Consider the following 19,718-nt stretch of genomic DNA (forward strand, 5'->3'; position numbering starts at 1 on the left):
GCGTCACGGCCCGATATGGTACTTATCCGGGCAACAGGGTAGCATGTTTCCCCTACCCCCTAATCCGCCATTTCGGAGATTTTCATGCCAACCCGCAGCTACAGTGCCGAGAGCCGCCGGACTGAATTACTCAACCGTATCCAACATGATATTCCATACCTGGTTGCACAGGCGTTACGCGAAGATCTCGGCGGCGATGTGGATGCCGGCCGTGATCTGACTGCGCAATTACTGCCGGCAGACAAGCAGGCAGAGGCCACAATCATCACCCGCGAGGCAGGTATTTTTTGTGGTGCGCGCTGGCTGAATGAGGTGTTTATCCAGCTCGATAATCAGGTGCACGTCACCTGGCATGTCAAAGACGGCGACCAGGTCACGCCTGACCAGCTCCTGTGTGAACTCAGCGGCCCTGCCCGCCTGTTGCTGACCGGTGAGCGCACCGCCCTTAACTTTGTCCAGACCCTTTCCGGCGCGGCCACGGAAGTCAGCCGTTATGTCGCGCTGCTGGAAGGCACCCGTACCCAGTTGCTCGACACCCGCAAAACGCTGCCCGGCCTGCGCACCGCGCTGAAATATGCCGTGCTGTGCGGTGGCGGCGGCAACCACCGCCTCGGCCTCTCTGATGCGTTCCTGATCAAGGAAAACCACATCATCGCTTCCGGCTCCATCAAACAGGCCGTGGAAAAGGCATTCTGGATGCATGCGGACGTGCCGATCGAGGTCGAAGTCGAAACCCTCGATGAGCTGCGTCAGGCCCTGGATGCCGAGGCAGACATCATCATGCTGGACAACTTCAGCCTGGAGATGATGCGCGAGGCCGTCGCCCTGGCCCAGGGGCGCGCCAAGCTGGAAGTCTCCGGCAATGTCACTGATGCCACCCTGCGCCAGTTTGCCGAAACCGGGGTAGATTACATCTCCGTCGGTGCGCTGACCAAACACCTCCGGGCGATGGATCTCTCCATGCGTTTCCGCTGAGTGACCGGCTCCCGGCCGCCATACCGGGAGCTGTTGCGCTGTTATACGCCTCTTTTTCTCCTGCGGTTTTCCATTCCTCACAGCCTGCGATCCTGATTCCACTCTTTTTTGTAACCCGCTGAATACCGGTTTTTTATTCCGGGCCACGCCGAACACTGAAGCCTTGCCGCTGGCACCCCGCAGCCCGGATGCTTACCGTGGCGGCACCTTAATCCAGCGGAGTGAACATATGCATTACCAGCAAGGCTTTACCCTGATCGAGTTGATGGTGGTGATTGCCATCATCGCAATTCTGAGTGCCGTCGGCATACCGGCCTACCAGAGTTACATCCAGAAAGCCGCCCTGACCGACATGCTGCAGGCGATGACCCCTTACAAAATGGCGACGGAACTTTGCGCCATTGAACAGGGGGCGTTAACCGGCTGCAACCTCGGCGCAGCGGGGATCCCAGCCAGTAAATCCACTCACTATGTCAGCGGTGTGACGGTGACTAACGGCGTTATTACCCTGACCGGGCAGGCCGCATTGAATGGCCTGAGTGTGACCATGACCCCGGTGCCGGACGCGCAGGCCGGCGGGCTGGTATGGCAGCGCCGGTGTGCGGCAACGGGTGAGTTGCAAACGCTGTGCGAAGAGGTATTCCGGTTTGAGGCGGGGAATGCATGATGCCGGTCACCGAAGAACAAACGGCCGCGCTGCGCCGGATTTGCGCGCGGTATCAGGCGGTGATTATCCGCCATGATGCACAGCATCTGCATGTCGCGGCGCAGGCTGACGTGCTGGACGCGCTCAGCGAAGCCCTGCGCTTTGCCTGCCCACAGGCGTTGCACACGGAGTGCTGGCCTGCGGCACGCCTGGAACAGGCCCGGCAGACAGCACCTGAGACGACGGCAGCGTCGCCTGGCCCCTTTCATGCTCCGGCAGATGCCGCACAGGCGGATGACAATACCCCGGCGGCCCTCTTTATCCGGGAGATGTTGCTGCTGGCGTTGCAGCGGCGAGCCTCAGACATTCACCTTGAGCCGTATGCCGGGCATTATCGCCTGCGGCTGCGGATTGACGGCGTCTTACAGGAGAGCGCCCCGCCACCGGCTGAGTTGGGCAACCAGATCATTGCGCGCCTTAAAGTGATGGGCAAGCTGGATATTGCCGAGCGACGCCTGCCGCAGGATGGGCAGTGTACCGTGCAGTGCGGTGGGCAGCCGCTCGCCCTGCGCCTCTCTTCTTTACCGACCCTGTACGGTGAAAAATTGGTGTTGCGCCTGCAACAAGGGCCGCAACAGGCACCGGATATAGCGCAGTTAGGCATGACGCCGGAGGCACTGGCCTGTTTCCGGCGCGTGCTGGCGCAGCCACAGGGGCTGGTTCTGGTCACCGGCCCGACCGGCAGCGGCAAAACCGTCACGATCTACAGTGGGCTGAAGCAGCTCAACAGCCCGGCGCATAACCTCTGTAGTGTGGAAGATCCGGTCGAGATTCCGGTGGAGGGCATCAACCAGACGCAGGTCAACCCGAAAGCAGAACTGAGCTTTGCGCGCATTCTGCGGGCGCTGCTGCGCCAGGACCCGGACATCATCATGGTGGGTGAAATCCGTGATGCGGAAACCGCAGAGATTGCGGTGAATGCCGCGCAGACCGGGCATCTGGTGCTGTCGACGCTGCATACCAACTCAACAACTGAGACGCTGGTGCGGCTGAACCAGATGGGCATTGAGGGCTACCTTATCGCCTCCTGCCTGAAGCTGGTGATCGCCCAGCGACTGGTGCGCCGCCTCTGCCCCTATTGCCGCACCCGCAGCCCTGACCCGTCGCCCCTGCCGCCGGGAAGCACCGGCGGGCCGCTGTTTCCCTGGCGGGCGGCAGGCTGTGACCACTGTTGTGCCGGGTACTATGGCCGTACCGGTTTATATGAAATGCTGGTGGTCACCCCGGAAATTCAACAGGCGTTAACCCGGCAGGCCACGGTACAGGAGCTGGCAGAGATTGCCCGGCATCAGGGCCAGGCCTCGTTATTGGATGTGGGCCTGGCCCTGGCGGCAGAGGGCACCACGTCACTGGAGGAAGTGTACCGGGTGGTGGGGGCACAAGATGGCTGAGCTTTGCCTGTTCCGGTGGCAAGCCATAGACCTTCAGGGGCAGTTTCAACAGGGCGATCTGCTGGCTGCCGGTAAGCAGGCGGCGCTTGAACAGATTATCGAACAGGGGCTGCAACCGCTGCGGATCGTGTCTCTGGGCCGGTTACGTAAACGCGACTGGACACCTACGGAGCGCACTGCGCTGTTTCAGCAACTGGCTACCCTGCTGCAAGCCGGGCTGCCGCTGATGGAGAGCCTCACCCTGCTGGCGGAGGGGCACCCCAGGCCGGGCTGGCGCTGTGTTTTGCAGGACGTGGCGGCCCGGATTGCAGACGGCCTGCCGCTCTCAGTGGGGCTGGCGCGTTACCCCGCGGTGTTTCCGGCTATCTGTCTCCAGATGATGGAAGTCGGTGAGCTGACAGGCAATATCGATCACTGCTGCCAGCAATTTTCTCAACTGGAGGAGCGGGCCCAGCGGTTGCGCCAAAGGATCAGCAAGGCGGTACGTTACCCGCTGATTGTCAGTGCAATTGCGCTGTTGGTTTGTATCCTGATGCTGACGCTGGTGCTGCCGGCTTTTGCAGCGATTTACCAGAGCTTTAATGCCCCGCTGCCGTGGTTTACCCAGGCGCTGATAAGCTGTTCTCACTGGCTTATCACACAAGGGCCGTGGCTGCTTATGCTGCTGGTGATGGCAGCACTGGGGTATGGTTTCCGGCTCCATCCCCAGCCGCGCTGGCAACAACGGGAACAGCAACTGCTGTTGCGCCTGCCCCTGATTGCCGGGCTGATTCAGGGCGGCAGCATTGCCCAGATTTTTTCGACGCTGGCCCTGACCCAGCGGGCCGGGCTGGACTTGCTTACCGGTTTGCAGGCGGCAGCCAGAGCCGTTCCCAATCTCTGTTACCAGCAGGCCGTGATGCGGGTTCAGCAACAGGTGAGCCAGGGTGTGCCTCTGCACCAGGCGATTGCCGCAGAGCCGCTGTTTACCCCATTGTGCCGGCAGCTTACGCGGGTCGGTGAGGAGTCCGGCTCACTGGACACCCTGCTGGCAAGGCTGGCGCAATGGTACGAACAGCAAACCATGCAACAGGCTGAGGGGCTGGCGCAAACGCTGGAGCCGCTGATGATGGTGGTGATGGGCTGCATCGTGGGTGGGCTGGTGATCGCCATGTACCTGCCGATTTTCCAGCTGGGCAGTGTGATGGGCAATGGGTAAATGAAGTGAGTAGTGGGTAAATGCAATGATAGCGGTTACCAAACGCGTACACAGCGCAGGAATCAGTGTGCCGGGCTCAGGGCTCAGGAATCAGCGATTAAACATCAGGAACCAGTGAGAGGAGACATCGGCAGCCGGGCGTTGCCTTCCGGCTGCCGATGCAAAGAGGCGTTACTGCCCGAACAGACGGTTTTCCTGCTCGGCCACCCGGATAAAGGTGGTGCGCTTGGTCAGCTCTTTCAGCCGCTCAGCCCCGACATAAGTGCACGCGGAGCGCAGCCCGCCCAGAATGTCACGGACGGTATGGTCAACCGGCCCGCGCAGGGGCAGTTTTACCGTTTTGCCTTCAGCAGCGCGGTACTCTGCCACGCCGCCGACGTGGCGTTTCATGGCGGACTCAGAACTCATGCCGTAGAACAGCATAAACTCCTGGCCGTTCTCTTCCACGATGGTGCCTTCGCATTCATTATGGCCGGCCAGCATCCCGCCGAGCATGACGAAATCCGCGCCGCCGCCAAATGCTTTGGCCACATCACCCGGTACGGCGCAGCCCCCGTCACTGACAATCTGCCCGCCCAGCCCGTGGGCAGCATCCGCACATTCGATAACGGCGGAGAGTTGTGGGTAGCCTACGCCGGTTTTTACCCGCGTGGTGCAAACAGAACCGGGGCCAATACCGACTTTGACAATGTCAGCCCCGGAGAGGATCAGCTCCTCCACCATTTCACCGGTAACCACATTCCCGGCACAGATCACTTTATCCGGACAGGCTTCGCGCGCCCGTTGCAGGAAGGCAACAAAATGCTCGGAATAGCCGTTAGCCACATCGATGCAGATGAATTTTAATGCCGGGGAGAGTGCCAGAATCTGCTTCATTTTAACAAAGTCAGCTTCTGAGGTGCCGGTAGACACCATCACATGGTTCAGCACCTCGTCTGTTGCCCCTTCAATAAAGGTGCGCCACTGCTCAACGCTGTAGTGTTTATGCACAGCCGTTAACAGATCAAATGAGGCCAGAACGGTTGCCATACGGAAGGTGCCGACCGTGTCCATATTGGCGGCAATAATCGGTACGCCCGACCAGGCGGCACCGGCATGTTTAAAGGTGAAGCGGCGTTGCAGGTCAACGTCAGAGCGGCTTTTCAGCGTAGAGCGTTTCGGGCGGATCAAGACATCTTTAAAGCCGAGTTTTACATCTTCTTCAATACGCATAGTGACGGTTTCCTGGTCGTAGGCGACGGATCGCAAAAAGGTGATCGGGCAGAAAGGTGCGCGAAAAGTCGTGCTGCCATTCCCAGTGACGTCATCATACGCCGGAATAATCGCCGAACAAGTCTGCGAATTTGACTTTATTTACGCTACAATCACAGAAATTTAACTAGATAAATCCGGCGTGACACTGCTCACGATTATTACTGTACGGCAGTCCAAAAAAACGCCCTGTGCACACTGCCGCAGTAAAAGGTTCCATTAGGTATCATGATGTTTCGTCTATCCTTCTTAGTGAGAGCATGACCATGAGCTACCTTGTTGCACTGACAGGCGGCATCGGCAGTGGCAAAAGTACCGTGGCAAATGCGTTTTCCCGCTTAGGTGTAACGGTGATTGACGCTGATGTGATTGCCCGTCAGGTCGTGGAACCGGGAACGCCGGCCCTCGCCGCCATTGCGGCGCATTTCGGTGAGGCGTTGCTGCACCCTGACGGCAGCCTTAACCGCGCCCGCCTGCGCGAGCTCATCTTTGCCGATCCCACGGAAAAAACGTGGCTGAACAACTTGCTGCATCCGCTGATCCAGCAAGAGACACAACGCTGTATTCAGCAGGCCACCACGCCCTATGTGCTGTGGGTGGTGCCGTTGCTGATCGAAAATGGCCTCCAGACCCGCGCTGACCGGGTGCTGGTGATCGATGTTGACCGTGAGACGCAGCTGGCCCGGACCACTGCGCGCGACGGGGTAACACGCCGGCAGGCCGAAAATATTCTTGCCGCACAGGTGACACGCGAACAACGCCTGGCCTGTGCCGACGATGTGATTGATAACAGCGGCGATCCCTCAGCGATCGAACCGCGCGTTGCTGCCCTTCACCAGTATTACCTGCAACTGGCGGCGGCAACCCAACAGGATTAATAGACATGAGTGACCTTTCCCCCAGCGTTCTGTTTGAACACCCCCTGAATGAGAAAATGCGCACCTGGCTGCGTATTGAGTTTTTACTGCAACAACTGCATCAGTACCCGGTGTTGCGTGATATTGCTACCGCCCTCGCCTTCTTCCGTACCATCTCTGACCTGCTGGACGTTCTGGAGCGCGGTGAAGTCCGCACCGAGCTGGTCAAAGAGCTGGAACGTCAACAGCAGAAGTTACGGGTATGGGCAGACGTGCCGGGCGTGGATATGAGCCGGGTTGAAGCCTTGCGCCAGCAACTGAAACAACGCTCTACCGCCCTGATGGCTGCCCCGCGGCTGGGGCAGTCACTGCGTGAGGATCGGTTAATCAGCCTGGTTAAACAGCGGTTGAGCATTCCCGGCGGCTGTTGCAGTTTTGACTTGCCAACGCTGCATATGTGGCTGCATCTGGATCAGGAAGCGCGTAACAGCCAGGTAAACAGCTGGCTGGCGACCCTTGCGCCATTGAGCGACGCACTGACGATTATCCTGGATTTGATCCGCCAGTCCGGCCCCTTCAAAAACCAGATCAGCCTGAACGGCTTCTTCCAGGATAATGCGGAAGATGCAGACCTGTTGCGGTTACGGGTGGCGTTGGAGCACCAGATTTACCCACAGATTTCAGGCCACAAAACCCGTTACGCCATTCGCTTTTTATCACTGGATAGCGAACGCGGACAGGTACCGGCACGCCTTTCCTTCACCCTTGCCTGCTGCTAGGTGCTGCCCGGTTTATTTTTAGGAGAACACATGGATACCGAACAGACTATCGTCAACTGCCCGACCTGCCAGAAACCGGTGGTCTGGGGTGAAGAGAGCCCCTACCGCCCGTTTTGCAGCAAGCGCTGTCAGTTAATTGACCTCGGTGAATGGGCAGACGAAGAGAAACGAATCCCCAGCCAGACCGACATCAATGATTCTGAAAAGTGGAGTGAAGAGGACGAGCGCTGAGGCCGGCTGACGGCGCTGCCCGACAGGGCGCGCCGGACAGGATAATCAGGCTTTCAGTAAGGCGATGATGGCCGCATTGGCCGGGGGGAAATCCTTTTCCCGTAATGCGTGCTGCGGGACCCAGCGCATCGGTTGCCCTTCACGGCCATAGGGTTCGCCCTGCCACGCCTCGACAAGAAAGAAATGGAGGGTGACGCGGCGATCGTCAAACGCGTGCTCCACGCTTTTCAGCGGCTGCACTGAAACCGGCACAATGCCGGTCTCTTCGTCCAGCTCACGTATCAGGGCCTGTTCCGGCGTCTCACCGGCTTCAACTTTGCCGCCGGGGAACTCCCAAAAGCCTGCCATATGGGAACCGGCATCACGCTGGGTAATAAAGATTTCATGGCGGGGGTTACGGATGATACCGACGGCAATCGTCAGGTGTTTTAATGTCACACGCGTCTCCTTTTGTTGTGAGCGCCAGCCTTGTCTGGCCACCGCTCTTCTCTGAACACCAGGCAAAAAAACAGGGGCTCAGCGCGCTGAACCCCTGTGTCTTAGCGGTTGTGCCGCCCCTTTGCGGGGCGGCGCAGTCATCAACGCCGCCTTATTTTTGCAGGCGCCCGTGACACTGTTTGTATTTTTTCCCTGAACCGCATGGGCACGGGTCGTTACGGCCGACTTTGCGCTCACCCACGGCGCCGCTGCGTGCGGCTTCCGCTTCGATCGCGGCGTCAGTCTGGTGGCTCAGTTGCTGTTGCTGGGCCAGACGCTCTGCCTCTTCACGACGCTGTTGCTCCAGCGCTTCGACTTCTTCCGGCAAACGCACCTGCACCTTGCTCAGGGTACTGATGACTTCATATTTCAGTGATTCCAGCATCGCCGCAAACATGGCAAAGGACTCACGCTTATATTCCTGCTTCGGATCTTTCTGCGCATAACCACGAAGGTGGATGCCCTGGCGCAGGTAATCCATAGCCGCCAGGTGCTCTTTCCACAGGGAGTCCAGCGTTTGCAGCATCACGCCTTTCTCGAAGTTGCGCATCATCTCGATGCCGACCACTTCCTCTTTACGCTGGTAAACCTCAATCGCATTTTGCAGGATGCGCTCGCGCAGGGTCTCTTCGTGCAGTTGCGGTTCTTTGTCCAGCCAGTCGGCAATCGGCAGGTCGAGATCAAAGTCCGTTTTCAGGCGCTGTTGCAGGCCGGGGATGTCCCACATCTCTTCCAGGGATTGCGGCGGGATGTAGCCGTCGAGCGTAGCCTTGAAGACATCTTCACGGATGCTGGCAATGGTTTCGCTGACGTCAGACACATCCAGCAGCTCATTACGCTGGGTGTAGATCGCGCGGCGCTGATCGTTGGCGACATCATCATACTCAAGCAGCTGTTTACGGATGTCGAAGTTACGGCTTTCCACTTTGCGTTGGGCATTGGCAATCGCTTTGGTCACCCACGGGTGCTCAATCGCTTCACCTGGTTTCATGCCCAGTTTACGCATCATGTTGGACACACGGTCGGAGGCGAAAATACGCATCAGCGCATCTTCCATCGACAGGTAGAAGCGGGAAGAACCTGCGTCACCCTGACGACCGGCACGGCCGCGCAACTGGTTGTCGATACGGCGGGATTCATGGCGCTCAGTCCCGATGATATGCAGGCCGCCGGACGCCAGTACCGCGTCATGGCGTTTCTGCCAGGCGGCTTTAATGGCGTCAATCTGTTCCTGGGTTGGGTTTTCCAACTCTTCGACTTCGGCATGCCAGCTGCCGCCCAGCATAATGTCCGTACCACGGCCCGCCATGTTGGTGGCAATGGTGACGGCACCCGGCTGACCGGCCTGTGCCACGATTTCCGCTTCGCGGGCGTGGAACTTGGCGTTCAGCACGTTGTGCTTGATACCGGCTTTCGTCAGCTCATTGGAAACCACTTCCGATTTCTCAATGGAGATAGTCCCCACCAGCACCGGCTGCCCGTTGGCGGTACGCTCACGGATGTCTTCGATGATCGCGCCAATCTTTTCCTGCTCGGTCATGTAGACCAGATCCGGCAGATCTTTACGGATCATCGGGCGGTTGGTCGGCACGACAATGGTGTCCAGCTTATAGATGGAGCTGAATTCGAACGCTTCGGTGTCAGCCGTACCGGTCATCCCGGCCAGTTTTTCATACAGGCGGAAGTAGTTCTGGAAGGTGATGGAGGCCAGGGTCTGGTTCTCGTTCTGGATCTCCACGCCCTCTTTGGCTTCCACTGCCTGATGCAGGCCATCAGACCAGCGGCGGCCCTGCATGGTACGGCCGGTGTGTTCGTCAACGATGATGACTTCGCCATCTTTGACGATGTAATCAACGTCACGCGTGAACAGCACATGGGCACGCAGGGCAGCGGTCACGTGGTGCATCAGCATGATGTTGGTCGGGGAGTAGAGTGACTCGCCCTCTTCCATGATGCCGGCGTCCATCAGCAATTCTTCAATCAGAATCAGGCCGCGTTCAGTGAGATGCACCTGGCGGGCTTTTTCATCCACGGAGAAGTGGCCTTCGCCCTGGAAGGTGTCTGAGTCCTCTTTTTCCTGACGAATCAGTTTTGGAATCAGCTTGTTAACCTTGATGTACATTTCCGAACTGTCTTCAGCCGGGCCGGAGATAATCAGCGGAGTACGCGCTTCATCGATGAGGATGGAGTCCACCTCATCCACCAGCGCATAGTGCAGTTTACGCTGCACGCGCTCTTCCGGGCTGAAGGCCATGTTGTCGCGCAGGTAGTCAAAACCGTATTCGTTGTTGGTGCCGTAGGTGATGTCAGCGGCGTACGCGGCGCGTTTGGCCGGCGCAGGCATACCCGGCAGGTTGATCCCGATGGACAGGCCGAGGAATTCAAACAGGGCGCGGTTGTTTTCGGCGTCACGCTGGGCCAGATAGTCGTTGACGGTAATGACGTGCACGCCCTTGCCGCTCAGCGCATTCAGGTACGCCGGCAGGGTAGCGGTCAGAGTTTTACCTTCACCGGTACGCATTTCAGCGATGCAACGATCGTTCAGTACCATGCCGCCCAGCAGCTGGACGTCAAAGTGACGCATACCAAAGACACGTTTACTGGCTTCACGCACAACGGCGAACGCTTCCGGGATCAGGCTTTCCAGCACTTCCCCTTTTGCCAGGCGGGCGCGGAACTCGTCCGTTTTCGCCTTCAGCGCGTCATCGGAAAGCTTTTCCATTTCCGGCTCAAGACGGTTAATTTGCTCTACCGCTTTACGCATACGGCGCAGGGTGCGGTCGTTGCGGCTGCCAAATACTTTGGTCAATAATTTGATTAACATAATTCTTAATATCTCTCAGCTGGCTAATTATTAGCCACTACTTTATTGATTTATCAATTGTTTTAAAGGTATTGGGGGAATTATGCAATCGGACCGGCACGAATACCTTGCACCTGTGCCAGCCATAGGCCCGCCTGGTAGCGGATGACCGCCATAAAAAGACGGGCAGAGGTGAAGCGGATAATCGTCGGTGGTTTGGGTTCATGCGTCAGTAAAGCATTGAGCGTGACCAGCAAAGCGAGGCGCTGTGCCTGTAACGGCTCGGCGTGAATGGATTCAGCATCGGTAGCGGTCTGGTAGACAGCGGCCGGTGCCAATGCAAAGGAAAGGTGACGGATAACCGTACGGATGGCATGCTGGTGCCAGTAGTCGACACTGAAGGAAGGGCGGCGATGCGCCTCTTGCAACAACATCAGGCGCGTAAAGGCTGTACTGGCGCTGTTCTGACGGTTTAAGCTGGACGACGGGTTAGGCAGCGCGGATTGATCAGAAGAGCTGGTTAACCCTGACGACACGCCAAAGCTCGCCGCGACCATCCCCAGCAGAAGATGCGGCCAGAAATAACGTCTGCCAAATTGTCGCCAACGATTTAGAATACCGATCACGAGTTTAGATCCGCCGGAGCCCCGCCATGCGTGATAGCCGCCCACAATTATTAGATGTCCTGTTCGACGATGCCTCGGCAGGAGGGAAAAGCCCGCTGCAAAGCGTACAACAACGCGCTACCGCGCTGTTAAAGCTTAACCGTGCAGTGAAAGGTCTGTTGCCTGTTCAGTTGCATCCCTGGTGCCGTGTCGCTAACTACCGACAGGGTATTTTAGTGCTTGAAACGGCGAATGCCAGTTGGATGATGCGATTACGCTACGAACAGTCCAATCTTCTCTCTGCACTACGAGCGCAAATATTACCATCATTGTCCGCGATCGACATCAGGATTAATCCGTCGTTAATGGCAAAAGCGGAAGCTGCTGCGCAAAAACCGCAGAATGCAGAGACGAGCGAGGTTTACCGGCAATTAAGCCCGCAGAGTGCGGATGCGTTACGCGGTGTCGCGGATCGCAGCCCGGAAAAATTGAAAAAGGCGTTAGAACGGCTGGCTGCCCTGGCCGGAGAGAGTACCAGTGCAACCAGTCGTGATAAGAAAAACTAAGCTAAGGTCAGGCCCACACAGCAGACGGCGCTTTGAATGCCAGCGGCATTTCCGCTTCGTCCTGGAAGGTCACATATTCCCACGCTTCCTGTTTCGCCAGCACAGCCTGCAGCAGTTTATTGTTCAGCGCATGGCCTGACTTGTACGCCGTCAGGGAGCCAATGATGTTATGGCCGCACATGAACAGGTCACCGATGGCATCCAGCATTTTATGACGCACGAATTCGTCTTCAAAACGCAGGCCGTCTTCGTTCAGGACGCGATAGTCATCGACGACAATCGCGCAGTCGAAGCTGCCGCCCAGGCACAGGCCACGGGACTGCAGGTATTCGATGTCACGCATGAAACCGAAAGTACGGGCCCGGCTGATTTGGCGCACAAACGCGTCGGCCGAGAAATCCATACGATAACGCTGTGAACTGCTGTTAATCGCCGGGTGATTAAAATCGATGGTGAAGTCGAGGCTGAAACCATTATGCGGTCGCAGTTCGGCCCACTTGTCACCCTCTTCCACACGGACAGTCTCTTTAATCCGCAGGAATTTCTTGGCTGCATTCAGCTCTTCGATACCGGCATCCAGCAGCAGGTAGACGAAAGGCGCGGCGCTGCCGTCCATGATCGGAACTTCCGGCGCATCGACTTCAATCACAATGTTGTCGATGCCCAGACCGGCCAGGGCAGCATTCAGGTGCTCAACCGTAGAAATACGTACGTCATGCTCATTGACCAGGCAAGTACAGAGCATGGTATCACGCACGGATTTGGCATCTGCCGGGAAATCTACCGGTGGATTCAAGTCAGTGCGACGATAGATGACCCCGGTATTGGCCGGTGCAGGGCGCAGAGTCAGCGTGACCTTCTTACCGGTATGCAAACCGACGCCTGTCGCCTGAACAATACGTTTTAATGTGCGTTGTTTGATCATCGTTTTATCTCGCAATGTTATCCATCCTACCAACCCCAGCTTATACCAGGATCGGCGGGACAGTTTAGCACAAAGAGCGGAGATGCTAAAGCAGCGACAATTAATCAGCCTGCTTACGCAGGAAAGCCGGAATATCTAAGTAATCAGGCTCTTTGTTCGACTGCGTATTCTGCTCGTTGACCACTTTGGCGGCAGGTTTGTTCTCCTGCTGCTGCGGCAGCGGCGACAGACCATGCTGCTGGTAACGGTGATCCATAACCGGCTGCTGTTGGGTCTGCTGCTTGTTGGTCACCAGCGTGATTTCCGGACGTTTGTCCATGCCGATGCCGGTTGCCACTACGGTGACGCGCAGTTCGTCATTCATCTCCGGGTCAAGGGACGTACCGATAACCACGGTCGCGTTATCCGAGGCGAAGGCGCGGATCGTGTTACCCACGGTTTCGAACTCATCCAAACGCAGGTCGAAGCCGGCAGTGATGTTGACCAGCACGCCGCGCGCACCGGAAAGGTCGATGTCTTCCAGCAGCGGGCTGGAGATCGCCATTTCGGCTGCTTCTTCTGCACGGTCTTCCCCGCAAGCCACGCCGGAACCCATCATGGCGTAACCCATTTCGGACATCACGGTGCGCACGTCGGCAAAGTCGACGTTCATCAGGCCCGGGCGGGTGATCAGCTCAGCGATGCCCTGTACCGCGCCTTTCAGCACGTCATTGGCTGCGCCGAAGGCGTCCAGCAGGGAGATACCGCGGCCCAGGACTTTCAGCAGCTTGTCGTTCGGGATAGTGATCAGGGAGTCAACGTGCTTGGACAGCTCAGCAATCCCCTGCTCGGCGAAGGCCATACGTTTCTTGCCTTCAAAATTGAAAGGCTTGGTCACAACGGCCACGGTCAGAATACCCAGATCTTTTGCCACTTCAGCGACAACAGGCGCAGCACCGGTACCGGTACCGCCGCCCATGCCGGCCGCGATGAAGACCATATCGGCGCCTTCCAGGGCCGTACGCAATGCCTCGCGGTCCTCTTCGGCAGAGTTGCGGCCCACTTCCGGGTTGGCGCCTGCGCCCAGCCCTTTGGTGATCCCGCTGCCGATCTGGATGGTTTGGCCCACCGCCGTCTTACGCAGCGCCTGGGCGTCTGTGTTTACGGCGAAGAATTCAACACCTTCGATGCGTTCACGCACCATATGTTCAACGGCATTACCGCCGCCACCGCCGACGCCGATGACTTTAATCACCGCGTCATTGGTTAATTCCATAGGTTCAAACATAATTTCTCTCCGTTTTGTGCCTGTCGCTTCGAGATCAAAAAAAGAGGATCAGCTTGATCTCTTGTTAAACATTAAAATTCTTTTCTCAGCCAGCTGTTGATTCGTTTGAACCAGTTGCCCACTGAGGCGCGTTTTTCCACTTCCGCCTCACCGCTCAGGTGAGACTCTTTTCCGTAGTGCAGTAACCCTACCGCTGTGGAGTAGTAAGGCTCCTGCGCATAATCCGTCAGTCCGGTAATATTCAGCGGCTGGCCGATGCGGACCTGGGTGTGAAACACCCGTTGGGCACAGGCTGCCAGACCATCGATTTGTGCCGCGCCGCCGGTCAGGACAATGCCGGCGGCCAGATGATGCTTAACGCCCTGCTGGCGCAGCTGCTCCTGCAGTTGCAGGATCTCATCGTTGACCAGGTTCAGCAGCTCGGTATAACGCGGCTCGATCACCTCAGCCAGTGTCTGGCGTTGCAGGCTGCGCGGCGGACGACCGCCTACGCTCGGCACCTCAACGCTCTCATCCTTACTGACGATGGAACCCAGCGCACATCCGTGGCGCACTTTAATGGCTTCAGCATCGGTCGGCGGCGTACCAAAGGCATACGCAATGTCACTGGTCACCACATTGCCGGCGTAAGGGATCACCTTGGTATGGCGCAATGCCCCACCGGTATACACGGCGATATCCATCGTGCCGCCGCCGATATCCACGACGCACACGCCCAGTTCACGTTCATCTTCTGTCAGCACCGCATAGCTGGCTGCCAGACCGGCAAAAATCAGTTGGTCAACTTTCAGGCCGCAACGTTCCACGGCTTTAACAATATTCTTTGCCATGTCGTTATGGCAGGTAATCAGATGCACTTTTGCCTGCATCCGCACGCCGGACAACCCCACCGGGTTTTTAATCCCTTCCTGGTAGTCGATAGCGTATTCCTGCGGGATCACGTGCAAAATGCGGTGTTCATCACGTACACGTACCGATTTAGCGGTATGTACCACATTTTCCACATCTTCCTGCGTGACTTCCTCTTCCGAAATAGGAACCATCCCGATTTCGTTCTGGCAACTGATGTGTTTGCCGGATAACGCCAGGTAGACTGACGATATCTGGCAATCTGCCATCAGTTCGGCCTGATCGATGGCGCGTTGCACGCATTTTACCACCGACTCAAGATCGTTGACGCCACCTTTATCCATACCGCGGGACGGGCAACTGCCCACCCCAATAATGTTGACCATGCCATCGGGCAGAACTTCCCCTACCAATGCCGCAACCTTTGCCGTACCGATTTCCAGTCCAACTACCAGTTTTCTGTCCGTCGACTTGATCATTGTTGTTTTGCCTGTGCCTGATTTTGTTGCTGATTACTGTTTTGCTGCTCAACGAATGCCGGAGCCCAGCCCACTGCCGCACCGGTGTCATAACGCAGATCGACATAGCTGACGCGCTTGTTGTCGGTCTGTGCCTGCTGCTGCAATACCGGGAACAGCTCAATAAAGCGCTGCAAGCGTCCTGCACGGTCATCACGGCCCAGATCAATACGGATATCGTTATCCAGCGCCAGTTGCCAGGAGTGCCGCGCGGTCATAGAGACCATCTTCAGCGTAAACTTACCGGCAGCCAGCGTCTGGCTCATCGTTCTGTAACCTTGCAAAACATCCTGTTCACTGCCTTCCGGCCCGTAGAGCAACGGCATCTTCTGGTTGCTCATCCGTTCCGACGGCACGCTGAAGGCTTTTCCTTCAGCATCGACCATATGCAGGTCGTTCCAGCGGGCAACGGGCACATACTCCACCACATGGATCTTCAGTTCATCCGGCCACTGCTTGCGGACACTGGCCTGTTTGATCCACGGCAACCGCTCAATCTGCTGCTGGATGACGTTCACATCCTGCGTCATAAACGTGCCCGGCGACCCCAGGGCCATAATGGCCTGCCGGATGTCGTCATTGGTGGTGAAATGGCGTTCACCCGTCACCACCAGTTTGGAGAGCGGCAGCCGGTTGGCATCTTTCATCCACCCCAGCACTGCCCAGCCGCTCCAGCCGATGGTCCCCAGTACCATCAGCAGGAAAAGAATACCTGCCAGCTGAGTACCGTTACTGCGGCGCAGGCTACGGCTGACCGTAGGCTCATCGCGCTCGCGTGAATTCAAGGCCGCCTGCGACATATCAGTCAGCAAGCTCCAGAATGCGCGCCGTCAGCTGGGCGAAACTCAGGCCATGCTGACGGGCGGCCATCGGCACCAGGCTGTGGCTGGTCATCCCCGGCGATGTATTCACCTCCAGCAGGCAGAAACCACCGTCACTGTCCTGCATGATGTCCACCCGGCCCCAGCCGCGGCAATCCAGCGCGCGGTAAGCGCGCAACGCCAGGGCCGCCAGATACGCCTCATCAGCCTCACTGACGCCGCTTGGGCAGAAATACTGTGTCTCATCTGACAGGTATTTCGCCTCATAATCGTAAAATACGCCGGCCGGCTGGATACGGATGGACGGCAGAACCTCGTCCCCCAGAATCGCCACCGTGAACTCCGGCCCGCTCAGCCACTTCTCCACCAGCACGTCATCGTCATGGCGGAACGCCTCTTCCAGCGCCGGCTGCAACTGCTCAATGCTGTCTACTTTGCTCATCCCGACGCTGGAGCCTTCGCGGCTCGGCTTCACAATCAACGGGAAGCCCAGCGCTGCCAGGGTCGTGGCATCTTCGCCCAGCTCACCGGATGCAAACTGCGTACGGTTCAGCGCCACAAACGGCGCGACCGGCAGGCCCATCGCCTGCCAGATGCGTTTGGTACGCAGCTTGTCCATCGTCAGGGCAGAGGCCATGACGCCGCTGCCGGTATAAGGCAGGCCAAGGTGCTCCAGCAACCCCTGCAACGTTCCGTCTTCCCCGCCGCGGCCATGCAGCGCGATAAACACCTTAGTAAAGCCCAGCGCTTTCAGCTCAGTGACCGGCGTCTCTTTTGGGTCAACCGCGTAAGCCTCAATGCCTGATTCACGCAGGCCGGCCAGTACCGCCTGCCCGGACTGCAACGACACTTCGCGTTCGGCGGACGTCCCGCCCAGTAATACCGCGACTTTATCAGCCATGCTGCTCTTCACCTTTTCTTACGGGCTGAAACTTCTGCTCAGCCAATTTACGGGCAACCTTGCCAACATTACCGGCACCCTGAACCAGAACCAGGTCATCATTCTCCAGGATCTGGGCCAGATTTTCCGGCACGGTGTCCACATCGGAAACCAAAATAGGATCAATCTTACCGCGCCCGCGGATAGTCCGGCAGAGTGAGCGGCTGTCGGCACCCGGAATCGGCGCTTCACCTGCGGCATACACATCCAGCATCAGCAGCACATCCACCTGCGACAGCACATTGGCAAAATCGTCATACAGGTCACGGGTGCGGGTATAGCGGTGCGGCTGGAAAATCATCACCAGCCGTTTGTCCGGCCAGCCGGCGCGCGCGGCTTTGATGGTCGCATCCACTTCTGTCGGGTGGTGGCCGTAATCATCCACCAGCATCGCAGCACCCGTTTTGCTGTTCACCGGGGCCAGCGGGAACTCACCGAGGAAATCAAAACGGCGGCCGGTGCCCTGGAAACCGGCCAGCGCACTGAGGATCGCCGCATCGGCAATGCCTTCTTCGGTGGCAACCGCCACAGCCGCCGCCGCATTCAGCGCGTTATGGCGGCCCGGCGCATTCAGCGTGACGGTCATCAGCGTCTTATCCTGGCGGCTCAGCGTAAAGTGCCCCTGAGCGCCCTGCTGGTGATAGCTTTCAATACGGACATCCGCATCTTCGCTGAAACCATACGTGGTGATATGGCGGCCGACGCGCGGCAGCAACTCACGCACTACCGGGTCATCAATACACATCACGGCACGGCCATAGAACGGCAGGTTGTGCAGGAAGTTGATAAACGTCTGTTTCAGGTTTTCAAAGTCGCCCTGATAGGTATCCATGTGATCTGCTTCGATGTTGGTCACAATCGCCACCATCGGTTGCAGATGCAGGAACGAGGCGTCACTTTCATCCGCCTCGGCAATCAGGTAACGGCTGGTGCCCAGTCGCGCGTGGGTGCCGGCCGCTTTCACCAGCCCACCGTTCACAAAGGTCGGGTCCAGCCCGGCCTCGGCATAAATACTGCTGACCATTGCCGTCGTCGTGGTTTTGCCGTGCGTACCGGCCACCGCAATGCCGTGGCGGAAACGCATCAGCTCTGCCAGCATCTCCGCGCGGCGGATAACCGGGATACGCGCGTCACGTGCGGCCACAATCTCCGGGTTGTCCTGGCTGATGGCCGAAGACACCACCACCACGCTGGCATCCAGCACGTTTTCTGCACGATGGTGGTAGTAAATTTGTGCGCCCAGTGCCGTCAGATGTTGCGTCACCGGGTTTGGCGCCAGATCAGACCCGCTGATCTGGTAGCCTTCATTAGCCAACACTTCGGCGATACCCCCCATGCCGGCGCCACCGATGCCGACAAAGTGGATGTGCCGGACGCGATGCATCTCGGGCACGAAGGTTCTCAGTTTCGCCAATTGTTGTGTATTCACGTTATTCTTCACTTTTCATCGTTACTGATTGACGACCGCGCGCGGCGCAGATCGTTCATAGTCAATGTGCGCAACCGCACATACCTCGGCGGCCACCCGTTCGGTGGCATCCGGAATGGCCGCCGCCCTGGCGCGTTGCGCCATCTCAGCCAACACCGGGCGGTTCCATTGTGTCAGCAACCCGCACACCGCCTCAGCGGTGAAATCCGGCTGCTCAAGAATTTTTGCGGCCCCGGCCTGCTCCAGCGGCAGGGCATTCCAGTACTGCTGGCGATCTTTATGCTGGAACGGCACGAAAATCGCGGGCAGCCCGGCGGCGGCAATTTCGCTCACGGTGAGGGCGCCGGAGCGGCAGACCACCACATCCGCCCAGGCGTAGGCCGCGGCCATATCATCGATAAACTCGGTGATCTTGTGCTGGGCCTGGCCGACGTGCTGATACGCCTGCGTCACCTCATCCAGCGCGCCTTTGCCGACCTGGTGCCACAGGGTGATGCGGTCACCCAATGAGGCCGCCACGGCAGGCATCGTCTGGTTCAGAATGCGTGCGCCCTGGCTGCCGCCGACCACCAGCACGCGCACCGGGCCTTCACGCCCCGCCAGACGCACACCGGGTAACGGCAGGGCCAGCACATCGGTACGCACCGGGTTGCCGACCACGTCAGCCTGCGGAAACGCACCGGGAAATGCCTGCAATACTTTTTTGGCAATCTTCGACAGCCAGCGGTTCGTCAGCCCGGCAATGCCGTTCTGCTCATGCAGTACCACCGGCACACCGTTCAGCCAGGCGGCAAGCCCGCCGGGGCCGGAGACATAACCGCCCATGCCCAGCACCACGTCCGGCTGGTAAGCGCGCATAATGGCTCTGGCCTGACGCACGGCGCGCCAGATGCGCACCGGGGCCATCAGCTGAGCTTTCAGCCCTTTGCCGCGCAGCCCCGAAATGCGGATGAAGTCGATCTCGATACCGTGTTTCGGCACCAGATCGGCCTCCATCCGGTCGGCAGTTCCCAGCCAGCGTACCTGCCAGCCCTGCGCCATCAGATGATGGGCCACGGCGAGGCCGGGGAACACATGCCCGCCTGTGCCGCCTGCCATCACCAGTAAACGCTTGGTCTTGCCACTCATCA

General features: G+C 58.3%; 19 protein-coding genes. 8 read left to right on the plus strand and 11 right to left on the minus strand.

Annotated elements, in window-relative coordinates; translation table 11 throughout:
* The first annotated feature begins 84 nt into the window (after positions 1-84).
* The 4 genes from nadC (at position 85) to hofC (ending at position 4,270) form a co-directional block, all read left to right on the plus strand.
* Positions 85-975, plus strand: a complete 891-nt coding sequence (nadC, locus tag CYR52_RS03600) for a carboxylating nicotinate-nucleotide diphosphorylase (protein WP_072928867.1) — start codon at positions 85-87, stop codon at positions 973-975.
* A gap of 229 nt (positions 976-1,204) precedes the next feature.
* Positions 1,205-1,642: a prepilin peptidase-dependent pilin gene (ppdD, locus tag CYR52_RS03605; protein WP_072929095.1), complete on the plus strand. Its 438-nt coding sequence runs from the start codon at positions 1,205-1,207 to the stop codon at positions 1,640-1,642.
* Positions 1,642-3,072, plus strand: a complete 1,431-nt coding sequence (gene gspE / locus CYR52_RS03610; protein ID WP_101828015.1) for a type II secretion system protein GspE — start codon at positions 1,642-1,644, stop codon at positions 3,070-3,072. The genes ppdD and gspE overlap by 1 nt, the downstream gene beginning before the upstream one ends.
* A complete protein-coding gene (hofC, locus tag CYR52_RS03615; protein WP_101827968.1) occupies positions 3,065-4,270 on the plus strand; it encodes a protein transport protein HofC in 1,206 nt (401 codons plus the stop codon). The genes gspE and hofC overlap by 8 nt, the downstream gene beginning before the upstream one ends.
* A gap of 171 nt (positions 4,271-4,441) precedes the next feature.
* Here hofC and CYR52_RS03620 read toward each other — a convergent pair whose 3' ends face one another.
* Entirely contained in the window at positions 4,442-5,482 is a 1,041-nt protein-coding gene (locus CYR52_RS03620; protein WP_072928862.1) for a GMP reductase, read from the minus strand.
* Between the two features lie 305 nt (positions 5,483-5,787).
* On the opposite strand from CYR52_RS03620, the gene coaE reads away from it, so the two are divergent.
* The 3 genes from coaE to yacG are packed head-to-tail and all read left to right on the plus strand — an operon-like array spanning position 5,788 to position 7,388.
* The gene (gene coaE / locus CYR52_RS03625) at positions 5,788-6,399 is read left to right on the plus strand and encodes a dephospho-CoA kinase (RefSeq protein ID WP_072929091.1); all 612 of its coding nucleotides are present in this window, start codon (positions 5,788-5,790) and stop codon (positions 6,397-6,399) included.
* 5 nt (positions 6,400-6,404) lie between these two features.
* Positions 6,405-7,157 carry a cell division protein ZapD gene (gene zapD / locus CYR52_RS03630; protein WP_101827969.1) on the plus strand — a complete coding sequence of 251 codons (753 nt, stop codon included), beginning with the start codon at positions 6,405-6,407 and terminating at the stop codon, positions 7,155-7,157.
* A 30-nt stretch (positions 7,158-7,187) separates the two neighbouring features.
* Entirely contained in the window at positions 7,188-7,388 is a 201-nt protein-coding gene (gene yacG / locus CYR52_RS03635) for a DNA gyrase inhibitor YacG (RefSeq protein WP_072928858.1), read from the plus strand.
* A gap of 45 nt (positions 7,389-7,433) precedes the next feature.
* Here yacG and mutT read toward each other — a convergent pair whose 3' ends face one another.
* From mutT to secM, 3 genes are all read right to left on the minus strand, one after another.
* Positions 7,434-7,826, minus strand: coding sequence for an 8-oxo-dGTP diphosphatase MutT (mutT, locus tag CYR52_RS03640; protein ID WP_101827970.1), 393 nt, complete (start codon positions 7,824-7,826; stop codon positions 7,434-7,436).
* A 151-nt stretch (positions 7,827-7,977) separates the two neighbouring features.
* Positions 7,978-10,689, minus strand: coding sequence for a preprotein translocase subunit SecA (gene secA / locus CYR52_RS03645; protein ID WP_072928854.1), 2,712 nt, complete (start codon positions 10,687-10,689; stop codon positions 7,978-7,980).
* A gap of 80 nt (positions 10,690-10,769) precedes the next feature.
* Complete coding sequence (secM, locus tag CYR52_RS03650) at positions 10,770-11,294, minus strand: secA translation cis-regulator SecM (protein WP_101828016.1); 525 nt, start codon at positions 11,292-11,294, stop codon at positions 10,770-10,772.
* Positions 11,295-11,320: 26 nt separating this feature from the next.
* On the opposite strand from secM, the gene CYR52_RS03655 reads away from it, so the two are divergent.
* Complete coding sequence (locus CYR52_RS03655) at positions 11,321-11,839, plus strand: DUF721 domain-containing protein (protein WP_072928851.1); 519 nt, start codon at positions 11,321-11,323, stop codon at positions 11,837-11,839.
* A 7-nt stretch (positions 11,840-11,846) separates the two neighbouring features.
* Here CYR52_RS03655 and lpxC read toward each other — a convergent pair whose 3' ends face one another.
* The 7 genes from lpxC to murG all read right to left on the minus strand — a co-directional run bounded on the left by lpxC (position 11,847) and on the right by murG (position 19,716).
* Positions 11,847-12,764, minus strand: a complete 918-nt coding sequence (gene lpxC / locus CYR52_RS03660) for a UDP-3-O-acyl-N-acetylglucosamine deacetylase (RefSeq protein WP_072928848.1) — start codon at positions 12,762-12,764, stop codon at positions 11,847-11,849.
* 100 nt (positions 12,765-12,864) lie between these two features.
* Positions 12,865-14,031: a cell division protein FtsZ gene (gene ftsZ, locus CYR52_RS03665; protein WP_072928846.1), complete on the minus strand. Its 1,167-nt coding sequence runs from the start codon at positions 14,029-14,031 to the stop codon at positions 12,865-12,867.
* Positions 14,032-14,102: 71 nt separating this feature from the next.
* Positions 14,103-15,359, minus strand: coding sequence for a cell division protein FtsA (ftsA, locus tag CYR52_RS03670; RefSeq protein WP_072928843.1), 1,257 nt, complete (start codon positions 15,357-15,359; stop codon positions 14,103-14,105).
* Positions 15,356-16,198: a cell division protein FtsQ gene (gene ftsQ, locus CYR52_RS03675; RefSeq protein ID WP_072928841.1), complete on the minus strand. Its 843-nt coding sequence runs from the start codon at positions 16,196-16,198 to the stop codon at positions 15,356-15,358. Before ftsQ ends, ftsA begins: the two co-directional genes overlap by 4 nt.
* A gap of 1 nt (position 16,199) precedes the next feature.
* Entirely contained in the window at positions 16,200-17,120 is a 921-nt protein-coding gene (locus CYR52_RS03680; protein ID WP_101827971.1) for a D-alanine--D-alanine ligase, read from the minus strand.
* Positions 17,113-18,588, minus strand: a complete 1,476-nt coding sequence (gene murC, locus CYR52_RS03685; protein ID WP_072929087.1) for a UDP-N-acetylmuramate--L-alanine ligase — start codon at positions 18,586-18,588, stop codon at positions 17,113-17,115. Before murC ends, CYR52_RS03680 begins: the two co-directional genes overlap by 8 nt.
* 21 nt (positions 18,589-18,609) lie before the next feature.
* Entirely contained in the window at positions 18,610-19,716 is a 1,107-nt protein-coding gene (gene murG, locus CYR52_RS03690) for an undecaprenyldiphospho-muramoylpentapeptide beta-N-acetylglucosaminyltransferase (protein ID WP_072928837.1), read from the minus strand.
* Positions 19,717-19,718: the final 2 nt, after the last annotated feature.

The sequence above is a fragment of the Chimaeribacter arupi genome (genome assembly GCF_002858805.1).
Taxonomy (GTDB): Bacteria; Pseudomonadota; Gammaproteobacteria; order Enterobacterales; family Enterobacteriaceae; genus Chimaeribacter; species Chimaeribacter arupi.

What these genes read in the sequence shown, in the direction of transcription:
- nadC (WP_072928867.1), top strand. Translation starts at nt 85, where the DNA reads ATGCCAACCCGCAGCTACAGTGCCGAGAGCCGCCGGACTGAATTACTC.
- ppdD (WP_072929095.1), top strand. Translation starts at nt 1,205, where the DNA reads ATGCATTACCAGCAAGGCTTTACCCTGATCGAGTTGATGGTGGTGATT.
- gspE (WP_101828015.1), top strand. Translation starts at nt 1,642, where the DNA reads ATGCCGGTCACCGAAGAACAAACGGCCGCGCTGCGCCGGATTTGCGCG.
- hofC (WP_101827968.1), top strand. Translation starts at nt 3,065, where the DNA reads ATGGCTGAGCTTTGCCTGTTCCGGTGGCAAGCCATAGACCTTCAGGGG.
- CYR52_RS03620 (WP_072928862.1), bottom strand. Translation starts at nt 5,482, where the DNA reads ATGCGTATTGAAGAAGATGTAAAACTCGGCTTTAAAGATGTCTTGATC.
- coaE (WP_072929091.1), top strand. Translation starts at nt 5,788, where the DNA reads ATGAGCTACCTTGTTGCACTGACAGGCGGCATCGGCAGTGGCAAAAGT.
- zapD (WP_101827969.1), top strand. Translation starts at nt 6,405, where the DNA reads ATGAGTGACCTTTCCCCCAGCGTTCTGTTTGAACACCCCCTGAATGAG.
- yacG (WP_072928858.1), top strand. Translation starts at nt 7,188, where the DNA reads ATGGATACCGAACAGACTATCGTCAACTGCCCGACCTGCCAGAAACCG.
- secA (WP_072928854.1), bottom strand. Translation starts at nt 10,689, where the DNA reads ATGTTAATCAAATTATTGACCAAAGTATTTGGCAGCCGCAACGACCGC.
- CYR52_RS03655 (WP_072928851.1), top strand. Translation starts at nt 11,321, where the DNA reads ATGCGTGATAGCCGCCCACAATTATTAGATGTCCTGTTCGACGATGCC.
- lpxC (WP_072928848.1), bottom strand. Translation starts at nt 12,764, where the DNA reads ATGATCAAACAACGCACATTAAAACGTATTGTTCAGGCGACAGGCGTC.
- ftsZ (WP_072928846.1), bottom strand. Translation starts at nt 14,031, where the DNA reads ATGTTTGAACCTATGGAATTAACCAATGACGCGGTGATTAAAGTCATC.
- ftsA (WP_072928843.1), bottom strand. Translation starts at nt 15,359, where the DNA reads ATGATCAAGTCGACGGACAGAAAACTGGTAGTTGGACTGGAAATCGGT.
- ftsQ (WP_072928841.1), bottom strand. Translation starts at nt 16,198, where the DNA reads ATGTCGCAGGCGGCCTTGAATTCACGCGAGCGCGATGAGCCTACGGTC.
- CYR52_RS03680 (WP_101827971.1), bottom strand. Translation starts at nt 17,120, where the DNA reads ATGGCTGATAAAGTCGCGGTATTACTGGGCGGGACGTCCGCCGAACGC.
- murG (WP_072928837.1), bottom strand. Translation starts at nt 19,716, where the DNA reads ATGAGTGGCAAGACCAAGCGTTTACTGGTGATGGCAGGCGGCACAGGC.